General features: G+C 68.1%; 21 protein-coding genes. 10 read left to right on the top strand and 11 right to left on the bottom strand.

Annotation, left to right across the window (positions count from 1 at the left end; all coding sequences use genetic code 11):
* Nucleotides 1-21: 21 nt before the first annotated feature.
* Together IEY07_RS13050 and IEY07_RS13045 are read right to left on the bottom strand one after the other, a co-directional pair.
* Complete coding sequence (locus IEY07_RS13050; RefSeq protein WP_188895829.1) at nucleotides 22-1,176, bottom strand: amidohydrolase family protein; 1,155 nt, start codon at nucleotides 1,174-1,176, stop codon at nucleotides 22-24.
* Nucleotides 1,176-2,528: a type I glutamate--ammonia ligase gene (locus IEY07_RS13045; RefSeq protein ID WP_188895828.1), complete on the bottom strand. Its 1,353-nt coding sequence runs from the start codon at nucleotides 2,526-2,528 to the stop codon at nucleotides 1,176-1,178. The genes IEY07_RS13050 and IEY07_RS13045 overlap by 1 nt, the downstream gene beginning before the upstream one ends.
* Before the next feature lie 134 nt (nucleotides 2,529-2,662).
* Between IEY07_RS13045 and IEY07_RS13040 the strand changes: the two genes are divergently transcribed.
* On the top strand, nucleotides 2,663-3,499 hold the full coding sequence (locus IEY07_RS13040; RefSeq protein WP_188895827.1) for a class II glutamine amidotransferase: 837 nt from the start codon (nucleotides 2,663-2,665) through the stop codon (nucleotides 3,497-3,499).
* Between the two features lie 7 nt (nucleotides 3,500-3,506).
* Nucleotides 3,507-4,376: a MurR/RpiR family transcriptional regulator gene (locus IEY07_RS13035; RefSeq protein WP_188895826.1), complete on the top strand. Its 870-nt coding sequence runs from the start codon at nucleotides 3,507-3,509 to the stop codon at nucleotides 4,374-4,376.
* Nucleotides 4,377-4,402: 26 nt separating this feature from the next.
* Here IEY07_RS13035 and IEY07_RS13030 read toward each other — a convergent pair whose 3' ends face one another.
* The 3 genes from IEY07_RS13030 to IEY07_RS13020 all read right to left on the bottom strand — a co-directional run bounded on the left by IEY07_RS13030 (nucleotide 4,403) and on the right by IEY07_RS13020 (nucleotide 7,421).
* On the bottom strand, nucleotides 4,403-6,046 hold the full coding sequence (locus IEY07_RS13030) for a copper resistance CopC/CopD family protein (protein ID WP_188895825.1): 1,644 nt from the start codon (nucleotides 6,044-6,046) through the stop codon (nucleotides 4,403-4,405).
* A gap of 11 nt (nucleotides 6,047-6,057) precedes the next feature.
* A complete protein-coding gene (locus IEY07_RS13025; protein ID WP_188895824.1) occupies nucleotides 6,058-6,693 on the bottom strand; it encodes a YcnI family copper-binding membrane protein in 636 nt (211 codons plus the stop codon).
* A 62-nt stretch (nucleotides 6,694-6,755) separates the two neighbouring features.
* Nucleotides 6,756-7,421: a DUF5134 domain-containing protein gene (locus IEY07_RS13020; protein WP_188895823.1), complete on the bottom strand. Its 666-nt coding sequence runs from the start codon at nucleotides 7,419-7,421 to the stop codon at nucleotides 6,756-6,758.
* 117 nt (nucleotides 7,422-7,538) lie between these two features.
* On the opposite strand from IEY07_RS13020, the gene IEY07_RS13015 reads away from it, so the two are divergent.
* Nucleotides 7,539-8,372, top strand: a complete 834-nt coding sequence (locus tag IEY07_RS13015) for a PHP domain-containing protein (protein WP_188895822.1) — start codon at nucleotides 7,539-7,541, stop codon at nucleotides 8,370-8,372.
* Here IEY07_RS13015 and IEY07_RS13010 read toward each other — a convergent pair.
* A complete protein-coding gene (locus IEY07_RS13010) occupies nucleotides 8,369-9,784 on the bottom strand; it encodes a DEAD/DEAH box helicase (RefSeq protein WP_188895821.1) in 1,416 nt (471 codons plus the stop codon). The genes IEY07_RS13015 and IEY07_RS13010 overlap by 4 nt on opposite strands.
* 216 nt (nucleotides 9,785-10,000) lie before the next feature.
* Here IEY07_RS13010 and IEY07_RS13005 point away from each other — a divergent pair, with 216 nt between their 5' ends.
* The 4 genes from IEY07_RS13005 (at nucleotide 10,001) to IEY07_RS12995 (ending at nucleotide 12,331) form a co-directional block, all read left to right on the top strand.
* The gene (locus IEY07_RS13005) at nucleotides 10,001-10,657 is read left to right on the top strand and encodes a ferritin-like fold-containing protein (protein ID WP_188895820.1); all 657 of its coding nucleotides are present in this window, start codon (nucleotides 10,001-10,003) and stop codon (nucleotides 10,655-10,657) included.
* Between the two features lie 281 nt (nucleotides 10,658-10,938).
* The gene (locus tag IEY07_RS24145; RefSeq protein ID WP_229670059.1) at nucleotides 10,939-11,145 is read left to right on the top strand and encodes a globin family protein; all 207 of its coding nucleotides are present in this window, start codon (nucleotides 10,939-10,941) and stop codon (nucleotides 11,143-11,145) included.
* A gap of 86 nt (nucleotides 11,146-11,231) precedes the next feature.
* Nucleotides 11,232-11,384 (top strand): globin family protein, encoded by a 153-nt coding sequence (locus tag IEY07_RS24140; RefSeq protein ID WP_229670058.1) that lies wholly within the window; start codon nucleotides 11,232-11,234, stop codon nucleotides 11,382-11,384.
* Nucleotides 11,385-11,464: 80 nt separating this feature from the next.
* A complete protein-coding gene (locus IEY07_RS12995) occupies nucleotides 11,465-12,331 on the top strand; it encodes a class I SAM-dependent methyltransferase (protein WP_188895819.1) in 867 nt (288 codons plus the stop codon).
* Here IEY07_RS12995 and IEY07_RS12990 read toward each other — a convergent pair.
* Complete coding sequence (locus IEY07_RS12990; protein ID WP_188895818.1) at nucleotides 12,253-13,272, bottom strand: acyltransferase domain-containing protein; 1,020 nt, start codon at nucleotides 13,270-13,272, stop codon at nucleotides 12,253-12,255. The two genes, IEY07_RS12995 and IEY07_RS12990, sit on opposite strands and share 79 nt — an antisense overlap.
* Nucleotides 13,273-13,342: 70 nt before the next feature.
* Nucleotides 13,343-14,458 carry a carboxylate-amine ligase gene (locus tag IEY07_RS12985; protein ID WP_229670057.1) on the bottom strand — a complete coding sequence of 372 codons (1,116 nt, stop codon included), beginning with the start codon at nucleotides 14,456-14,458 and terminating at the stop codon, nucleotides 13,343-13,345.
* Nucleotides 14,459-14,709: 251 nt separating this feature from the next.
* Between IEY07_RS12985 and IEY07_RS12980 the strand changes: the two genes are divergently transcribed.
* Nucleotides 14,710-15,606, top strand: coding sequence for an alpha/beta hydrolase (locus tag IEY07_RS12980; protein WP_188895817.1), 897 nt, complete (start codon nucleotides 14,710-14,712; stop codon nucleotides 15,604-15,606).
* Here IEY07_RS12980 and IEY07_RS12975 read toward each other — a convergent pair.
* Nucleotides 15,576-16,253 (bottom strand): uridine kinase family protein, encoded by a 678-nt coding sequence (locus IEY07_RS12975; RefSeq protein WP_188895816.1) that lies wholly within the window; start codon nucleotides 16,251-16,253, stop codon nucleotides 15,576-15,578. The genes IEY07_RS12980 and IEY07_RS12975 overlap by 31 nt on opposite strands.
* Between IEY07_RS12975 and IEY07_RS12970 the strand changes: the two genes are divergently transcribed.
* Together IEY07_RS12970 and IEY07_RS24740 are read left to right on the top strand one after the other, a co-directional pair.
* A complete protein-coding gene (locus IEY07_RS12970) occupies nucleotides 16,248-16,601 on the top strand; it encodes a hypothetical protein (RefSeq protein ID WP_188895815.1) in 354 nt (117 codons plus the stop codon). The two genes, IEY07_RS12975 and IEY07_RS12970, sit on opposite strands and share 6 nt — an antisense overlap.
* A complete protein-coding gene (locus tag IEY07_RS24740) occupies nucleotides 16,601-16,843 on the top strand; it encodes a GNAT family N-acetyltransferase (protein ID WP_188895814.1) in 243 nt (80 codons plus the stop codon). Before IEY07_RS12970 ends, IEY07_RS24740 begins: the two co-directional genes overlap by 1 nt.
* Here IEY07_RS24740 and IEY07_RS12960 read toward each other — a convergent pair.
* Together IEY07_RS12960 and IEY07_RS12955 are read right to left on the bottom strand one after the other, a co-directional pair.
* Complete coding sequence (locus IEY07_RS12960) at nucleotides 16,840-17,319, bottom strand: GNAT family N-acetyltransferase (protein WP_188895813.1); 480 nt, start codon at nucleotides 17,317-17,319, stop codon at nucleotides 16,840-16,842. The two genes, IEY07_RS24740 and IEY07_RS12960, sit on opposite strands and share 4 nt — an antisense overlap.
* Nucleotides 17,316-18,023: an HAD family hydrolase gene (locus tag IEY07_RS12955; protein ID WP_188895812.1), complete on the bottom strand. Its 708-nt coding sequence runs from the start codon at nucleotides 18,021-18,023 to the stop codon at nucleotides 17,316-17,318. The genes IEY07_RS12960 and IEY07_RS12955 overlap by 4 nt, the downstream gene beginning before the upstream one ends.
* Nucleotides 18,024-18,039 lie beyond the last annotated feature (16 nt).

Here is an 18,039-nt window from a genome sequence, read left to right as displayed (position 1 = left end):
GTGCTCCTGTGGACTGGATGTTCAGAGCTGGTAGAGCCGGCGGGCGTTGGTGGAGGCGATCAGATCGGCGACCCGCTGGGCGTCTGCCACCGACCAGTGCCCGTCGGAGACGAGGGACGCCAGAGCTGCGGCGGTGCCTTCCCGCCACAGGTCGGCGCCGAGGTAGTGCAGCTCCGCCGGGCCGAAGGCGTCGGAGGAGTAGAGCAGCTTGCGGAAGGGGGCCAACTCCAGGCTGCGGGCGATCAGCGACCGGCTGCGGCCGCCGAGATAGTTGATCGCCAGCCCGACGTCCAGATGCACTCCGGAGAACGCCTGCGCGAGGTAGCCGGCCTGGCGTTCGTACGGATAGCAGTGCAGCAAGGCGATCGAGGCGTTCGTCGCGAGCGGGTCGCGCAACAGCGGCAACAACAGCAGCGGGTCGGTCCTGTGCAGATCCTCGTCGCGGTCGCCGAAGCCGACATGGAACTGCAGCGGCAGGCCACCGCGGCGGGCTTGTAGCGCCAGCGCGGTCCGGATGCCGAAGCACAACAACAGCGGATCCAGCAGCCGGCCGCCGACGCCGGCCCAGCGCCGGGCGGCCTCATCGACGGCCGCCGGGGTCGGCTGGGACCAGTCGATCGCAAAACCGGTGCGGTAGGCGATCACGGTCTTGAAGCCGACCGCCTGGTGCCTGACGGTCTCGGCCTCGAGCAATTCTGCGAAGGTGGTCCGGTAGTGGCCGCCTGCGGCCAGCGCCTGCTCGGCCAGTACCTCCAGCCGCAGCACGACCCGGGCGTTGCCGCCGCCGACCGACGCGAGTTCGTGCGGCGTGCAGGTCTCACCCTGGAAGCCGGTGTCGACCAGCCAGGCCCCGACCCCTGCGGCAGGCAGCAGCCGCCTGGCCACTTCCGACTCGCCCAGCTCGGTACGCCGTTGCCAGTACGCGTCCGGCTCGGCATGGGCCGGCAGATCGAGCAGCGGCGCGCAGCGGGCCCGGATCGCGAAGCCGAGCTGGGTGTCGAAGGCCGAGTCCCAGTCCGGGAGCGGATCGGTGTCGGCCTCGTTGAGCGCATTCTCGAACCGGCCCCGGCTGCCGTCGACGAGCCAGCAGCCGTGCACGTGATGATCGACGAGCGGGAGCGTACGCAGTCGCCCGGCAATCTGCTCGGCGACCGGGTCCGGTCCTGAGGCAGTCATCAGAAGCCCCAGGCGAAGCGGAAGCGTTCGGCCAGGTCCTCGGGATCCAGATCGCCGTAGTGGTCGGCTTCGTACCGCCGGCCGGCGACGATCGCGTCCACCAGCCGGTCACCGAGCAGGCCGCGGACCGCCGTGCTGGCATCCAGCCGGTCCAGTGCCGCGCGCTGGTCGGTGGTCAGCACGGCGATCCCGGCAGCCTCCCGTTCGGCCTCGGTCAGCGACCCGGGGTCCCGGTCCGCCTCCGGCGGAAGTGGGGTGCTCGTGCTGATGCCGTCGAGCATCGCGGCCAGCACCGCGGCCGAGGCGATGTAGGCCGACGTCGAGGGGTCGATGATCTTGACCTCGACATTGGCGCCCCGCGGGTTGCTCGGCGTGGCGGCGACCAGCCGTACGGCCACCTCACGATTCTCCAGGCCCCAGGCGGCGTGGGCGCCGGCCCAGGTGCCCGGCGCCATCCGGATCGTCGAGAGCACCGACCCGGCCAGCACCGCCTGCAGGTCGCCGATCAGCTCCACCACCCGGCCGATCGCCGAGGCCCCGTCGGCGGTCAGCCCCCGGATGCCGTCGCCGCCGGAGAACAGCGGCTCGCCGTCCCGGGTCAGGGAGAAGTGCTGGTGGGCGCCGTTCCCGGCGTCGGCGGCCTGGGGTTTGGGGGAGAACGACACCGTATGACCGGTCCGCCGGGCGACCCGCTGGACGATCAGCCGTGCAAGCACCAGCGCGTCCGCGGCAGCCACCGGCGACTGGGGCTCGAGGGAGAATTCGAACTGGCGGACCGCGTACTCCGGGTGCACCTGGTCGATCTTGAGACCGGCCTGGTCGGCGGCGGCGTACAACTCCCGGACGAAGTCCTCGTGCTGGAGCACCCCGGCCAGCGAGTACGGGGCCCAGCCGGTCGAGGGCAGCGGGCTGCCGTCCGCTGCGGCCAGCTGGAATTCCAGTTCGTGGCCGACCCGGGCGCTCAGCCCGGCCTCGGCCAGCGCCGCCTCGACCCTCAGCAGCGCGGTCCGCGCACACTCGTCGACCGGCCCGCCGTCCTGGGTGTGGAACGTCGCCGGCGCCCATGCCAAACCGGCGTCGAGGACCCGGATCGCCTGCGGATCGATCCGCAGGCGCAGGTCACCGACCGCGCTGATCGTGTCGGTGAAGGCGATACCGCCGTGATCGATCGCGAACCCGTGCCAGGTCGGTGAGGCGCCCAGACCGGTCTCGGCGAACGAGTCGGCCCGCTGGACCGGGACCGTCTTGGCCAGCAGCAACCCGTTCGGGTTCCAGATCGTGCCCACGACGAAACGGACGTCCTGGTCGGCCAGACGATGGGCGAGCGGCGCGTGGGACGGCGTAGCGGTCATGGCCCCATACTCTGACAAATTCGTGTCGGGTGTGTTACGTACCCGACAGATTTCTCATTATGTTGGATCCGTAACATCTTCACCGGGCCGGATGATAACCGTCGGGTACCGAGCCGATAGGCGAAGGGAGTGCGATGTGCCGCTTGCTCGGACGCGCATCGTTGGAGCCGCTGACCGACCTGGACGTGATCGGCGCCGGTAGCTGTGCCGACTTCCAGCAGCTGGGCCGGCTGCATGCCGACGGCTGGGGCACCGCCTGGCTCGCCGAGGACCGGGACTGGGGGAAGCAGGGCATGGCGCGGCTGCGCGATCCGGGCGACCCGGTCGCCGCAGCAGCCCTGACCGAGTCGCTGACCCGGGTGCCGAGCCGGCTGCGGGTGACCCATCTCCGGCTGGCGACCACAGGGATGGCCAACCAGGTCAGCAACACCCACCCGTTCCAGTGGCGCGACGTCGTGCTCGCACACAATGGCAGTGTCTCGCCGGTCACCGAGCTGCGGGCGCTGGTGACTCCCGAGGAACTCGAGCTGATCGGCGGCAGCACCGATTCGGCCATGGTCTTCGCGCTGGTGGTCCGCGAGCTCGAGCGGGGTGTTCCCCTATTCGACGCCGTGGTCGACGTCATCGCCAGGCTCCGGACGCGATTCCCGCGGGCGGCGCTGAACCTGCTCATTGCCTCGCCGGTGGAGTTGATCGCCGTGCACGCCAACCAGGGCGCCTTGAATCCCACCGCCGATCTGTTGGCCGCCGGGCGGGGTGCCGACCTGCCTCGTGGACATCTCGATCACTATTACCAACTGTCCTGGCGGCAGGATCCGGGATCGGTGGTCTTCAGCTCCAGCGGGCTCGACACCGACGGCTGGACGCCGATGGCGCACGACACCGCGGCACGGGTCGATCTGGCGACACTGGCGGTCGAGTTCCGTCCCATCGGCGGCCCGGAGATCGCCCGGGACCCGCAGGCTGCCTGAGGCCGGCATGGCGGGGGAGACGGCTCATGAAGCGATTCCCGGACATCCGGCAGGAGTCCGCGGTCGGATCGAGACGGCCACCCTGCGACCGAGTGAACGCCGGGTAGCGCTGCGCCTGCTGGCCGACTATCCGACGGCCGGGCTGTCGACAGCGGGCGACCTGGCCAAGGCAGCAGGGGTGAGCAGCCAGACGGTGATCCGATTCGTGCGGGCCCTGGATTTCGGAAGCTTCGCCGAGCTTCAGGAGGCGTTGCGCGAGGAGTTGCGGACCGTCGCCGGACCACTGGCCAAACTGCAGAGCCGACCCGTCGGCGAGACCGCCGAACTCGCCGGCTTCGCCCGGGTCGTCGGCAATCGGGCGGTGCAGTCCTTCGAGCGGATCCCGGCGGCCGGCATCGAGGCGGCGGTCGATCTGCTGGCCGATCTGCGCGGGCAGGTGTTTGCCGCCGGCGGCCGGTTCTCGACCGTCCTGGCCCAGCACCTGATCACCAATCTGCAGGCGTTGCGGCCGGGTGCCCGGCTGCTGGTCGACCCGCTCGGGGCTTCGCTGTCGGAGGTCGTCGACCTCGGACCCCGGGACGTCCTGGTGATCTTCGATGTCCAGCGCTACCAATCGGTGCTTGCCCGGCTTTCCGCGACGGCCGCAGACCGGGGCGCGGCCGTCGTGGTGGTCACCGACGATCCGGGGTCGCCCGCCTGCGCGCAGGCTGCGGTCCGGCTGATCGTCGATGTCGACGCGCCGTCGCCGCTGGACACCCTGGCCGGCGGGCTGCTGCTGGTGGAGTATCTGGTCGCCCGGGTGCTGGACCGGCTGGGCGCGGAGGTCCAACAACGCTTGCAGGCATGGGAATCCGCCCGAGCCGCCGATTTCGGCTGATCGCCCGGCTCGATCACCAGGCTCGATCACCAGACCCGGTACGACACCTCCGTGACGTAGGCCGGGCCGGACTCCGGTGTCACAGTCAGGGTCAACTGCCAGAGCCCGGGCAGTGGCATGGTGGCGTCCGTGCTGTGCCACTCCCCGCTCCCGGATCGGAACCTGACATCGACCGCAGCGACCTGGGCCTGCACCGAGGACAGCTGCCCGGACAGCGACCGGATCGGCAGCGGTCGGCCGGCGGCGTCCACCGCCCGTACGATGATCTGCTGCGGTCCGCGGCGGGTGCCGGCGACCCGCACGTTGAGCTGGTCACCGCCGAACGGCGCCGACAGCTGGGCCGACGGACCGTACTGATCCCTGGCCGCCGGGGTGGCACTGAGCACCGTCGCGGCGGCGATCACCAGGACCATGATCATGATCTCCGCGACCAACATCCGCCGAGTGTGTGTGAGGTCCCGGCGCCGAGCCGCGACCCGGCTCCCGAACCAGCCGATGATCACCGCGACCGCGGCCAATCCCAGCTTGATCAACAACGTGATGCCGTACGGCGTCCGCCACAACGCCTCGATCGGCTGGATCTGGCGCCAGGCCAGCAGCTCGCCGGACAGTGCCAGGGCTGCGACCGCGGCGAACGCCAGCCGCGACCAGCGGTCGATGATCATTCCCGTCGTCCGGGGAAGCGTCCGCAGCCGGGGCCGTACGACCAGCAGCAGGTCGATCACTCCGCCGATCCAGATCGCCATTGCGGCCAGATGCAGCGCGGTCGCCGGCAGCGCGAACCACCGCCCGTTCCCGGCGCCACCATGGCCGGACGCGGCCATCACGCCGATGAGTGCGATCGCGGCCAGTGCCCACCCCGTCTGCATGACCGGATCGGCCGCCTGGTCGCCCCGCCGTGGTCGGATCGCACGCGACAGCGGCAGCAGCGCAGCGGCCAGCGTGAACTGGACCGCCAGCATCCGCCCCAGGTAGCCGATCAGGGTGAATGGCAGCCCCTCCAGCTGCAGCATTCCCGACCAGCCGGTGCCTTCGGCCGCCGGCGCCGCGGCGATCAGCCGGGCGAGCGTACCGACCATGATCAGCACCGGACCGCCGATGATCACCGGATTGAGGCGCCGGGACCGCAGCGCGGAGGGCCAGAGCAGGAATCCCGCCGCCAGGCAGCCGATCGCGCCGACGACTCCGGCATAGGTCAGGCCGGTGCCGATCGCCGAGACCACCCCCGGCGGGCCGGCACCGGCCTGCGCCGGCTGGTCGATGGCCGTGGGATCCTGGGCCACTCCGAAGCGGATGGAGCCGACGACGACGTGGCTGTCGGCCGACACGATCCGGTAGCTGACCAGGTAGGTCGCGGGCTTTTTCCCCGGTGCCGGATCCAGGTTGATGATCACTGATCGGCCACCGTCGCCCGCCACCGGAGCGCCGGTCTCGACGCGACCGCCTGCGGTCGAGATCACCGTGGTCCCGCCATCGATGATCTGTACCGGTTCATCGAAGCGCAACGTCACCCGCGCCGGGATGGTCGCCAGCCGACTGCCGTCCAGCGGGTCGCTGCCGACCAGAACGGCGTGCGCCGACGCGGCCGGCGAGCCGGCGACGATGATCAGCAGTGCCACCGGCACCGTGGCAAGCAGCGCACCGATGATCCTGATGGTCCTGGGCAGCACGTTCGTGGCGCTCAGTCGGCCCGGCGGGTGCGGAGCAGGGCCATGATCGCGATCACGACAGCAGCCGCCGCGAGGGCGATGGCGATCACCGCGAGAGTTTCGGAATTGCTGCCGGCCGGGCTCGCGGCGGCCGGACTCGGTGACGGTGAGGTGGTCGCTTCGGAGGCAAGTTGCAGCAGCGGCGCGGGATGATCAGGCTCCGCGCTGCCGGTCTGGAGCTGGTTCCAGTGCACCACGGTCCCGTCGCTGTAGTGCTGGTCGGTCGGAAAGGCGACCGTCGCTGCTTCGGGGAGCGGCCCGGCGGTGAGGTTGAACAGGCCGAACTGCCCCGGAGGGATCGCCGTCCGGCCCGAATCGGCCTTCCAGTCCACCCGGGTGACGTAGGAGCTGACCGGCCCGTCGTCGGTCCGGATCGGTTTGTCCAGCTTGGCGGTCACGACGGTTGCGGTCCATCCGGTCACCGCGGCGGTGGAGACCGACGTGATCGGGGTGTCCTTGGGGAAGCTGATCACGATCTCCGTCGTGGTGGCAGTGTCGGATTCGGTCGGCACCCTGAAGGTCAGCAACCCGTAGCCGCCCGGAGCCGCATCCGTGGCGCTGAGCCGGACATGGGCCGACGCTGCCGGCGCGAGGCCGATCATGATCATGATCGCCGCAGCCGAAGCGAGGAGGATCCGGAAAGGAGTCCGACGGCCTGAGCCGTATCGGATCATGTGATCACCACCAGATTGCTCAGGGCCATCCCGGCCGCCATCAATGCGGCCGCACCGTTGTCGGCCAGTTTCCGTACGTCCGCCCGGCCCGGCGCACCGCCGACGAGCACGAGGCGGACGGCGTACCAGATCGTCGCGATCGCGAATCCGATGCCGATCATGATCGACACCGGATCGGACCAGCCGTGCACGGCCGGGGCGGCGGGAGTCGGTGCTGCACCCGTGCCCGACGTTGACATACCGGGCATCGACATACCGGGCATCGACATACCGGGCATCGACGGGGCGGCTGCGGCTCCGGTGCCCGGCAACGGCGCCATGAGCACCGCCATCCACACCATCGCCAGCATCATGCCCGCGTGATAAAGCAGCCGGGGCCGACCTGAGTGGTGGCTGCCGACGGTCTCGGAGACCGCGCTCGGGCGGAAGAGGATCAGATAGGCGTACCAGAGTGCGGCAGCGGTGAAGACCAGGATCTGCACCCCCGCCGGGATCCTCGTCGAGACGCCGAGCGGCATCATGATCATCACGATCGACATCAGCAGGTGGGTGGTGTCGAGGATCCTGTCGTCCCAGCTCCGATCGCGGACCAGCCGTACCAGGTAGTAACCACCGGTCAGCGCGAAGAGCGCGATGATCAGCGGTGCCACCGAAGTGATCATGACCGGTCCTCCCTGTACTCGCCGACAACGTGCCGTCCGCAGGATTCTACATAACGTAGAACGAGCGGCAACACGCGGTTCCGGGTGATCGGTGATCGATCAGCGACAATGGCAGGCATGACGATCGACCTGCACACCCATTCCAACGTCAGTGACGGCACCGACACTCCTGCCGAACTGGTCCGCAACGCCCGGTCCGCCGGGCTCAACACAGTGGCGCTGACCGACCACGACACCTTTGACGGGCTCGACGAGGCGGTCGCCGAGGGCGAGCGGATCGGGATTCAGGTGATCCGGGGGATGGAGCTGTCCTGCGGCACCGATCGGGAGAGCGTGCACCTGCTGATGTACGGCGGCAACGAGCACGACCCGGCGCTGCAATCCGAGATGGCGAAGGTGCGAGAGGGTCGCTCCAACCGGTTGCGTCCGGTGCTGGCCAAGCTTGCCGAATTGGGATACCCACTCACCGAGGAGTCAGTGCTGGCCCAGGTCGGGGACAGCCCGTCCGTCGGCCGGCCGCACATCGCCGACGCGCTGATCGCGGCGGGCTATGTCAAGGACCGTACAGAGGCTTTCGATCGCTTCCTCGCCGACGGCGGGCCTGCGCATGTGGAGCGCTACACAATCGATCTGCCGCATGGCATCGATCTGGTCAACGGCGCCGGGGGTGTGCCGATCATCGCCCATCCCTGGGGCCGCGGACGCGAGCACGTGCTGCCGCCGGACTATCTGGAGCAGTTGGTCCGTGACCACGACCTCGCCGGCTTCGAGGTCGACCACCAGGATCACGACCCGCAGACCCGGGTTGAACTGCGGGCGCTCGCCGGCCGGCTCGGAGTGCTCGCCACCGGGTCCAGTGACTATCACGGGACCGGCAAGACCGATCATGATCTCGGCGTCAACACCACCGCACCGGAGGTGTTGGCCGAGATCATTCGGCGAATCGGCTAGGCCGCGCCGTCCGAAGCCGTCTCATCCGAGGAGGCTTCGGAGGCACTCGTGCCGTGGCCTGTGGAGCTGCGACGCCGGCGGCGACGGCGCGGGGCCGACGACGTGGTCGCTTCGGTGTCGGTGGACTGCTCCGACGCCGGGCCCGCCTCGGATGCTGCAGCCTCGGATGTCGCCGCATCGCCGTCACCGACCGGCACACCGTTGCGCAGTCGCGTCCGGTTGCGTCGGGGACGATCCCGGCGCCTGCGGTCGCGGTCGGGCTGGTGATCATCGTGGGGCTGCTCGCGCTGCGGCACGATCCGCCCCTTGGCCGAGTGGTCGATACCTTGATCGTGATACAGGTGCTCGGAGGTGGAGTACGTCTCCTGCGGTTCCTCGAAGGGCAGGCCCAAGGCGTTGTTGATCACCTTCCAGCGGGTCAGGTCGGCCCAGTCCACGAAGGTGATCGCGACACCCGAGGCGCCGGCCCGACCGGTGCGGCCGATCCGGTGCACGTAGGTGTTCTCGTCGTCCGGGCACTCGTTGTTGATCACGTGGGTGACACCCGAGACGTCGATGCCACGGGCCGCCACATCGGTGGCGACCAGGATGTCGACGGAGCCCTCGCGGAAGCGGCGCAGCGCCTTCTCCCGGACGACCTGGGAGAGATCACCATGGATCGAGGCAGCCTTGAAGCCACGCTCCACAAGGTCATCGGTGAGCCGTTGTGCACTGCGCTTGGTGCGGCAGAAGATCATCACGCGGTCACGCGACTCCGCCTGCAGGATCCGCGCGACGATCTCGGGCTTGTCGAGATCGTGCGCCTGGTAGACGAATTGCGCCGTGGTCGGCACGGTGTGCTGCTCGTGCGCGGACTCGGCGCGGATGTTCAGCGGATGCCGCAAGTGCCGTCGCGCCAGCGAGACGATCGCCGACGGCATCGTCGCGGAGAACAACATGGTCTGCCGCAGCTCCGGGGTCTTGGCGAGGATCCGCTCGACATCGGGCAGGAAGCCCAGGTCGAGCATCTCGTCGGCCTCGTCCAGCACCAGCACCTTGACGTGAGCCAGGTCGAGCGCGCCGCGGTCGGCCAGGTCGAGCAACCGACCCGGGGTGCCGACGACCACCTCGACGCCTGATTTCAGGGTCGAGAGCTGGTCCTCGTACGCGACCCCGCCGTAGATCGTCAGGACCCGGGCCTTGCGCCGGGCCGATGCGGTCTGCAGGTCCTTGCCGACCTGGCTGGCGAGCTCCCGGGTCGGAGCGACGACCAGCGCCTGCGGGGCACCGGGCTCGGCCAGGAACTCGAAATCGGGGTCGGACGGAACGACGATCCGCTGCAGGATCGTGGTGCCGAAAGCAAGGGTCTTGCCGGTGCCTGTCCGGGCCTGGCCGATCAGGTCGGCACCGGTGAGGGCGACCGGGATGGCCATCTGCTGGATCGGGAACGGGTGCACAATTCCGACATCGGCCAGAGCGTCGACGATGTCGGGGAGGATGCCCAGGTCGGCGAATGTGGTCTGCGCGACGGGCTGGGGATCGCTGGGGGATTCGGTACTGCTGGTTTCGGTAGTCAGAGTCTCGCCTTTTCAAAGTCTGTGGTCCGAACGCATTCTAGCTTGTCAGGCCCAGCTTCTAAGCTTCACGACATGTCCGCTGATGTGGCGCCCGCTGGCGCGCTGGAGTTGTTGGGTGTGGTCGCCTACGGCGAATTGGCGGCATTCGACCGGCTCGCCGAGGATGCCCGACTTGCTCCCGAGCTGGCCGACCGGGTGGAAATGACCACGATGGCAGCGGTCCAGTACGGCCATTTCCGTACGGCAGCCGACCGGATCGTCGCTCTCGGCGGCGATGTCCTGGCCGCGATGGAGCCGTTCCGCCGACCGTTCGACGACTTCCATGCACTGACCCGGCCGAAGAACTGGCACCAGGGTCTGCTCGGGGTCTACATCGGCGACGGGCTGGCCTCCGACGTCTACCGCGAGGTTTCCGACCTGGCGGACGAGGCCACCCGGGAACTCGTGCACCGTGTGCTGTCCGACGAGGCGTTCGACGATTTCGTCGTCGGTCGGGTGCGGGACGCCATCGGGGCGGATCCGGACATCGCCGGACCGCTGGCGCTGTGGGGACGGCGGCTGGTCGGCGAGGCGATGAGCCAGGCACAGCGAGTGCTCGCCGAGCGGCCGGCCCTGGCCGGCCTGCTCACCGGTGCTCCCGACGGCAGCCTCGCCGAGGTCAGTCGGATCATGTCCCGGCTGATGGAGAATCACACCGCCCGGATGGCCCGGCTGGGGCTCTCGGCGTAGCGCGCGCTCCGGCTTCGCATCGGCGTCGCCTTCCTGCGTCACCGCGGCGGACACACCTCTCCGCACTGGTCGGATCACGCACGCGTTCTCCCGCGATTTGGCGGACATTCCCGGCCGTGGTCGGATTCCGTACGCCGCCCGTGCGTTTGGTGCCACGTGGCGTGGATGGTCACTCGGTCGCGTAGCCGGGGTGTGCGTTTGGCACCACCTGGCGCGATCTGTTCATCCGAAGGCTTTTCGAACGTCAGCCCGCCCGCGCTGGGCAGGCGTAGTTCGGCGGCGTGCCCTCGTTGTTCGAATTCGCCGGCGGGGAAGACGCGCTCCACCGGCTGGAAGACGTGTTCTACACGAGCGTGCTCGCCGATCCGGTGCTGCAGCCGCTCTTCGGTGCAGGTAAGCCGCACCATGTCGACGATCTGACCTGGTTCACGGCCGAGTCCTTCGGCGGTCGGACCGCTTCAGCCGCGAGCTGGGATTCCAGCACCTGATCGACGTCCACCGCGGTCTGGACATCACCGAGGTACAACGCCGGCGGTTCGTCGAGCTCTACCTGCGGGCACTCGATCTGGTCGGGATGCCTGAGGACCCGCAATTCCGCGAAGCCGTGGTCGAACATGTCGAATTCGGCACCGAGGTGGCGATGCAGAACTCGAATGCCACCAACGACGACGAGTTGCACCCGATCCGGGAAGTCCCTGCCTGGACGTGGTCGAAGCAGGACGACTGATCACTGCGGCCTCGGGTTGGCTCGGGCCGGGCCTCCGCAATGCACGTGCGGGCACCCCAGGATCATGATCGAATCGGACCATGGCTGACCCGTGCAGGAACAGGTTCGACGGCTGGTACGAGGAGATGGCCGACGACGAGTTGCGGCACCGCCTGGTCGCAGAGAGTCTGGGGCTGCCGGCGTCGATGCGGGTGACCGGCCTGCTGTCCGCGGCGGGACTGGCCGAGGTGATCGATACGTTGCAGCTGTCCCGGGGACAGCGATTGGTGGACCTGGCCTGCGGGCGCGGTGGCTACAGTCGCGAGATCGCGCGTGTCGGCGACAGCGAGCTGATCGGGATCGATGCGTCGGCCGTCGCGATCGGTCAGGCTCGCGCGGACCTGCGGCAGGACGACGTGACCGGACCGATCCGTTTCCAGGTGGCCGACTTCGAGGCGACCGGACTTCCCGAAGGGATCGCCGACGCGGTGGTGTGCATCGATTCGTATCAGTTCGCATCCTCCGTGGGAGCGCTGTTCTCCGAAGCGCGGCGGATCACCCGACCCGGCGGACGACTCGTCCTGACCGGCGCGATGCGCCGAACGTGGTTGGAGGACACAGCGACATCGCCGATCGAGGAAGCGCTGATCGACGCTGGCTGGACCGGTGTCCGCATCAGTGCCCGCCCCGACTGGCTGGCCGCGGAGGAGCGGTTGTGGCGGGCCGTCCTCGCGGAACCGACGTCGACGCCGGCTCTCGAGGCGATGAAATCCGAGGGTGCCGAACTTCTCCGGGCGATGCCGCACATCCAGCGGTTCATCGCCTCCGCAGTCCGGGCTCCTTCACCTGGTGTGATCCATCGGTATCGATCCGGTCGCCTCGAGCACCCTCACAGCTCACGCGCCTCGGTTGCCTGGAACGGTCGCCATCCGACACCGCCGTACCAGTGGCCACCACCGTCGACGTGATCGATCAGAGCCCGTTGCAGTGTGGTGTCTCGCGGCAGCTCATCCCGCGCCTCGACGTCTCTTCGGCCGAACACGAACTCGAAGGTGTCGGCGTCGCTGGCGGTGGGTCTGGTCGGCCGCTGATTGATCGTGAACAGCCGCTGGAAGCTGATGATGTTGGAGTCCGCCGGAAGATAGCCGGCCAGCTGCGGGTCGAGCAGCCAGGAGTGGCACGTGAGGGTGGCCGGCTGGTGCTCGGGAAAGTGCCTGCCGAAGAACCGGCGGGCTGCCTCGATGGATTCCCTGACCGACGCCGGGTCCATCGGCCCGCAGTAGCCCGGGATGTGTACGAGGAGCGTCGGTGCTCCGGGCGCCACGTCGGTGCCAGCAGCCCGGATCTCCGTGCTGGTGGTGCGACCGAGTCCGGCCAGTTCGAACTGGAGCCGGCCGAGCTGGAACAGCCTGCCCTGGAAATGATGGGTGAGCCAGGCCGTATTGATCATCAGTCCACTCCGGCCGTGCCTCCGTCGCTGGTGGGTCATCTGTCGTCCGAGATCGGCAAGTGTCCGGCGCCCGACCTCGTCCGGGATCTCGCGGTCCCGGTGCCATTGCCGCGTCAGCGGAAAGCAGGCGGCAAAGGCGTAGAGGTACAGATACCGGGCCAATGGGTCGTCACAACCGCTCAGATCAGGAAGTCGATCCGGCCCGGTCGAGGATCCGATCCCGCCGACGAGGATCGTCAGTACGCGCTCGAGAACGTATCGGAGTTCATGATCGTCAATCCGGGCGCGGAGCCGGATGGCTTCGTCGAGCTCTGGCCCGGGTACCGCAAGATCGCCGAGGACCTGCAGTAGTTCGGTGTCTTGGGGCACAGCTGGAAGAGTCTCGGCAACCGAGACGGATTTCAGCCAGGTTCGGTCCTCTTGCGCGAGTTCCTCCAGGTCCGCCGACTTCGTCGTCATCCCGCAGATCCTAGGGCAGTCACGAACGCCAAGGCCCGACATCTGTCAGGCGGGCAAACGTTCCAGCTGATCAGTCGAGACGCTCCGCGGTCACGTCGATCAGTCTTCGTACGACCGCACCAAGATCGTTTCCGGCCTCATACGCTGCACGCTGCAGATCTGAGCCGGTGCCGGACTTCCGCAGCCGCTCGATGCTCTCCGCCACAAGATCAGAATCGCCGGAAGCGGCCAGGGCCGGTCCGACGTGGTCCAGGAGCGCCTCGACCACCTCCTCGGCAGGCCGCGGAGTGAAAGTCCACGGGTCGAGCAGCGGTTCCGCCAGGCCTGCACGGCTGGCCCGCCACTGGGCCAGCCGCAGCTGTTCTCCATATGGATGATCATGGCGTATGCCATCGGTGGAATCTTGGGCGGCGGTCTGGACAAGTGCCCGGCAGAGTGCAGCGATCATGATCGCGTCGTCGGCCCGAGCACAGATGTCGGAGACCCTGATCTCGACAGTCGGATACCGGTGGGAGAGCCGGGCGTTGAAGTAGATCATTCCCTTGTCCAGCGGCACTCCTGATGCCAGCAGTCGGTCGACCACCCGGTGGTATTCGGCGGCCTCTCCGAAGCGGTCGGTCGGCCCCGCCGTCGGAAGCCGGGACCAGACCTGCGTCCGGAAGCTCGCATATCCGCTGTCCCGGCCTTGCCAGAACGGCGAATTCCCCGATAGCGCGACCAGGATCGGCAGCCACCGCTGGATCCGGTCGACGACAGCCGTTCCTTCGTCCTCGTCGTTGATTCCGACGTGCACGTGGAATCCGCAGGTGAGTTGTTCCATCGAGCTGAGCCCGAACCGCCGCACCATCGTCTGGTAGCGCGGCTTGAACGTGGTCTGCGGATCGACCGGCAGCGGCGAGGTTGCCAGCGCCGCGATCCGGGAACCGGTCTCCCGTGCCGCAGCGTCGGTATGTCGGCGCCACTGCTTGAGTTGGCGTGCGATCTCAGAGATATCACTGCTGGGGCTGGTTTCGACCTCGATCTGTTGTTGCTGCAACTCGTACTCGATGTCACCGTCCGCGGGCGCGTCCTGAGTCGCCCGATGCAGCAACGTGCCCGCGACGGCCCGAGGTGCGCCGGTCTCGGGATCGACGATCAGCAATTCTTCCTCGACGCCGACGGTCCTGAGATTCTTCGAATCGATCACGCCGGACGTTACCCGGGCTCCGAACCGGCTACACAGGTTCTCCCCGCGCAGCCGTCATGAGGATTGCGATCGCGGCACCAGTACGGAGCCGCCGCCGATCCATGGTCCGATGCTTAAGCTGATCGCATGTCCGATACGACGTCCGATCCGAAACCTGATGTGCCGGGCGCGAGTGTCGCCGAGCCGGTCCGCGATGGATCAGCGATGCCCGCCGACTCCGCTCTGCCCTGCCTGGGCTGCAGTCGACTGACTTGACAGTCGTCCGCGCAGCCGCCCGGCAGCTTTCCGATCAGCTGGCGCAGATCTATACAGCCCCTGCGCCGACGGAGGTTGTCATCGAAGATTTCACGATCGCGGCTGATCCTGACCGGCGGCTCCGGGTCCGGCGGTATCGGCCGTCTGCTGCCGAGGGTGCTCTGCCGACGCAGATCTGGATGCACGGCGGTGGGTTCGCGTTCGGGGAGGTCGACGAGTTGGTCAACGATCGGTTGTGTGCGTCGCGGACCGCGGCAACGGGGGTCCAGACGCTGTCGGTGGAGTACCGGCTCGCGCCGGAGAATGCCTACCCGGCACCGATCGACGATGTGCTTGCGGTCTTCGATGCGGCGATCGAGGATCAGCGACTGTCGGTCGATGCGGAGCGGATCGGGATCGGCGGGAACTCCGCAGGGGCGACGATCGCCGCATCATCGGCGCTGCGGATCCGCGACACGCGCACTGCGCCGCTGGTGCATCAGCTCCTGGAAGTGCCGCTGGTGATCTTCGAACCATTCGGCGACTCGATGCGCGAATTCGATCTCGACGAGGGCCCGGTCGCTGTCGCGCCGAAGGACATCACAGGGGCCGGGGAGGCGTACCTGTCCGCGGGCGTTCCTGATCAGTACGCCGTGCCGTTGGAGGCCGACGTTGCCGGCCTACCGCCGACAGTGATCATGACGGCCGAATTCGATCCGCTCCGCGACGGAGGTGAGGCCTACGCCGAACGGTTGCGGTCCGCGGGGGTCCGGGTGACGGCGGTACGCGGCGACGGCCAGTTGCACGGGACCTGTTCGTTGACGGCAGCGTGGGAGGCCAGTCGCCGCTGGCAGTCGACCGTGGCACAAGCGATGGTTGAAGCCTACCGGTCGGAGGGCGGTGTCGTCGGGTGAACCGCCACGGTCAGGTCCCCAGCGTCGGGTCCGACAGGGCCGCCCGTTCCGGCGACAATGAAGTCGGCCCGTTCCCAGGGACGATCGTTGTCGAGGAAGGGAATCTCGGACCTCATCCAGTGGTCCCAGAATTCCTGGCACTCAACCGGTCCGCCATTGACCCCGCTGGCTATGTCGCGCTCCAGACCCCGAACATGCGCGGTCGGGAAGTCGGACTGCACCCACACCAGGACGTCAAGCACCGCACTGAGTTCCCGGCGACCCGCGCCGACGCCCTCGATGATCACCGTGTCGAGTCCGGCCGGCAACTCGAGGGCACCGGATCGGCCGTTCGGCTCCCAACCGGGCGGCTGATAACGCACCGGTTCGCCCTGCCGCGCCGGATCGATGATCTTGTCCTCCAGAAGCTGTGACCAGTCGAACATCGAATAGCACCAGGCCACATCGTCGGTGTGAATGATCGCAGAGTTGGCGATCGCCGCATTGAGCCGTTCGGCGAGCGTGGTCTTGCCGCTCGCGCTCCGACCATCGACGGCAACGATCCGCGTACTTGCCCCGGCGGACGGGAATTCGCCGACGAGTTCGTCGACCGTGACAGGCCGCCAATCAGTGACGGTCGGTTCAGACGAGCCGGGAGCCACATGCATCAGCCCAGTATGGGCGACCGGCCGGTGATCATGAGCCGCAGTGCCGCAATATCCCTTGGTGATCGTGAACGAGCTGTGGCAAAGTTCCGGGCCGTGACCGGCATCGAGAGCCTGCAGATCAGACCATTCGCAATGGATGATGTCGACCGCTGGGCTCGTACCGAGCTCCAACGAGCCCAGCTGCAGGATGCACTGGAGAACTCTGGTGACTATCTGGCGGCAGTGATGTCAGATGGCCGCATCGTGGGCAAGATCGGCATCCGCTACGACGAACACCCGGGTGCCGGGAATCTTTTCCAATTCGATGTCGTGGAGGAGTTGCGGGGCAGGGCATCGGCGCTGCGTTGATGATGCACGCCGAAGAGGTCGTGCGGGATCACGGGTGCGACCGCTGCACTTTGGCGGTGGAGGAATCGAACGATGGCGCTCTGCGCCTGTATCGTCGTCTGGGTTACGACGTGTTCGGCACCGAGGCGGCCGAGTGGGAGCAGGAGTCTCCTGATGGGCGTACCTACCTCTACCGATGCCAGTGTCTGTTGATGCAGCGATGTCTGCTCGACTCGCACGACTCAGCCGATCGCCCGGGCTAGCCCGGCGGTCGTTGCAGGAGTTGTCGGGAGGACGCGAATCCCAGCCGCTCGTACACCGGTACCGCCCGGCTGCCGGAGTGGACGGTGACCCGGATCGCTCCGAGCCGGGTCGCGTGGGCGGCTGCGGCTTCGACCAGTTCCGAGCCGACTCCGCGACCCCGATGGTCGGGCATCACGAAGACAGTCTGGATATCTGCTGACATCCGGCTCGTCGCCCCGGGCCTCGGGATGCGGTCGACCAGCGCCACCCAGGCCATCCCGATGATCTCGGCCCCGCCCTCCCGGCCGGAAGGAAGCGCGGCCACGAATGCCCGATGAGTATCGCGGTGCCGGGTCCACCAACGGTCCAGCTCGGCGGTGAATGCGTCGAGCGACGGCCCGGTCGGCTCCTCGTCACGCGTGTCGAGCCACAGCAACAGGGCAAGGCCGCCGACGTCTCCGGCATCCGCGGCATCCGCCTGCCTGATCGCCGTCACGGGAGTGTGCCATCCGTCCGAGTCGCTGAGGAGGACGGTGCTTGGCGCTGTCCGACCAAGTTCTCGATCGTCGCCCCCAACTGTGCCATTCCGGTGATCACCACGTCGGCGCTCCGCATGGCGGTAACCGGCGTCAGCGCACAGAAGGCGACGGCTCGCATCCCGGCCGCCTTCGCCCCGGTCACACCTGATGGGCTGTCCTCGACGACGATGCAGGCACTCGGTTCGTAGCCGAGACTTGCCGCGGCGTGCAGGAACAGGTCGGGGGCCGGCTTGCTGTGCTCGACGTCATCGGCGCTGAAGATCCGGTCGGCGAAGTAGTGCCGCAGACCGGTCAAGCCGAGGACCAGCCGGATGCGTTCGTGAGTGCCGGAGGACGCGACGCAGGTACCGAATCCGGCGGCCTGCAGCCGCGCGATCACGGTCTCCACACCGGGGACCGCGGCCAGGCTCTGCCTGAATGCCTCGGCATGGGCCTGGCGGCGCTCCAGGACGAACGACTCCGGTACGGGATGTCCGATGTGTCGGGCGATGTTGGCATCCACGAAGGGTTCGGAGCGCCCGAGGTGCTGCTCGAAGATCTCCTCGCGGGTGATCGGCCAGCCGAGGTCGGCGATCATTCGCAGATCGATGTCCTGCATCAGCCGTTCGCTGTCCACCAGCACGCCGTCGCAGTCGAAGACGATCAAGGTACGGGCAGTCACGTCCAGCATCCTTCCA

The organism is Microlunatus endophyticus (genome assembly GCF_014646195.1).
In the GTDB taxonomy this organism is placed as follows: Bacteria; Actinomycetota; Actinomycetes; order Propionibacteriales; family Propionibacteriaceae; genus Microlunatus; species Microlunatus endophyticus.
The sequence above is the reverse complement of the archived record's forward strand: the minus strand, read 5'-3'. Positions and strand labels throughout refer to the sequence as shown.

Coding starts and splice junctions, on each gene's coding strand:
- IEY07_RS13050 (WP_188895829.1), bottom strand. CDS start 1,176: ATGACTGCCTCAGGACCGGACCCGGTCGCCGAGCAGATTGCCGGGCGA.
- IEY07_RS13045 (WP_188895828.1), bottom strand. CDS start 2,528: ATGACCGCTACGCCGTCCCACGCGCCGCTCGCCCATCGTCTGGCCGAC.
- IEY07_RS13040 (WP_188895827.1), top strand. CDS start 2,663: ATGTGCCGCTTGCTCGGACGCGCATCGTTGGAGCCGCTGACCGACCTG.
- IEY07_RS13035 (WP_188895826.1), top strand. CDS start 3,507: ATGGCGGGGGAGACGGCTCATGAAGCGATTCCCGGACATCCGGCAGGA.
- IEY07_RS13025 (WP_188895824.1), bottom strand. CDS start 6,693: ATGATCATGATCGGCCTCGCGCCGGCAGCGTCGGCCCATGTCCGGCTC.
- IEY07_RS13020 (WP_188895823.1), bottom strand. CDS start 7,421: ATGATCACTTCGGTGGCACCGCTGATCATCGCGCTCTTCGCGCTGACC.
- IEY07_RS13015 (WP_188895822.1), top strand. CDS start 7,539: ATGACGATCGACCTGCACACCCATTCCAACGTCAGTGACGGCACCGAC.
- IEY07_RS13010 (WP_188895821.1), bottom strand. CDS start 9,784: ATGGCCATCCCGGTCGCCCTCACCGGTGCCGACCTGATCGGCCAGGCC.
- IEY07_RS13005 (WP_188895820.1), top strand. CDS start 10,001: ATGTCCGCTGATGTGGCGCCCGCTGGCGCGCTGGAGTTGTTGGGTGTG.
- IEY07_RS24140 (WP_229670058.1), top strand. CDS start 11,232: ATGCCTGAGGACCCGCAATTCCGCGAAGCCGTGGTCGAACATGTCGAA.
- IEY07_RS12995 (WP_188895819.1), top strand. CDS start 11,465: ATGGCTGACCCGTGCAGGAACAGGTTCGACGGCTGGTACGAGGAGATG.
- IEY07_RS12990 (WP_188895818.1), bottom strand. CDS start 13,272: ATGACGACGAAGTCGGCGGACCTGGAGGAACTCGCGCAAGAGGACCGA.
- IEY07_RS12970 (WP_188895815.1), top strand. CDS start 16,248: ATGCATCAGCCCAGTATGGGCGACCGGCCGGTGATCATGAGCCGCAGT.
- IEY07_RS12975 (WP_188895816.1), bottom strand. CDS start 16,253: ATGCATGTGGCTCCCGGCTCGTCTGAACCGACCGTCACTGATTGGCGG.
- IEY07_RS24740 (WP_188895814.1), top strand. CDS start 16,601: ATGATGCACGCCGAAGAGGTCGTGCGGGATCACGGGTGCGACCGCTGC.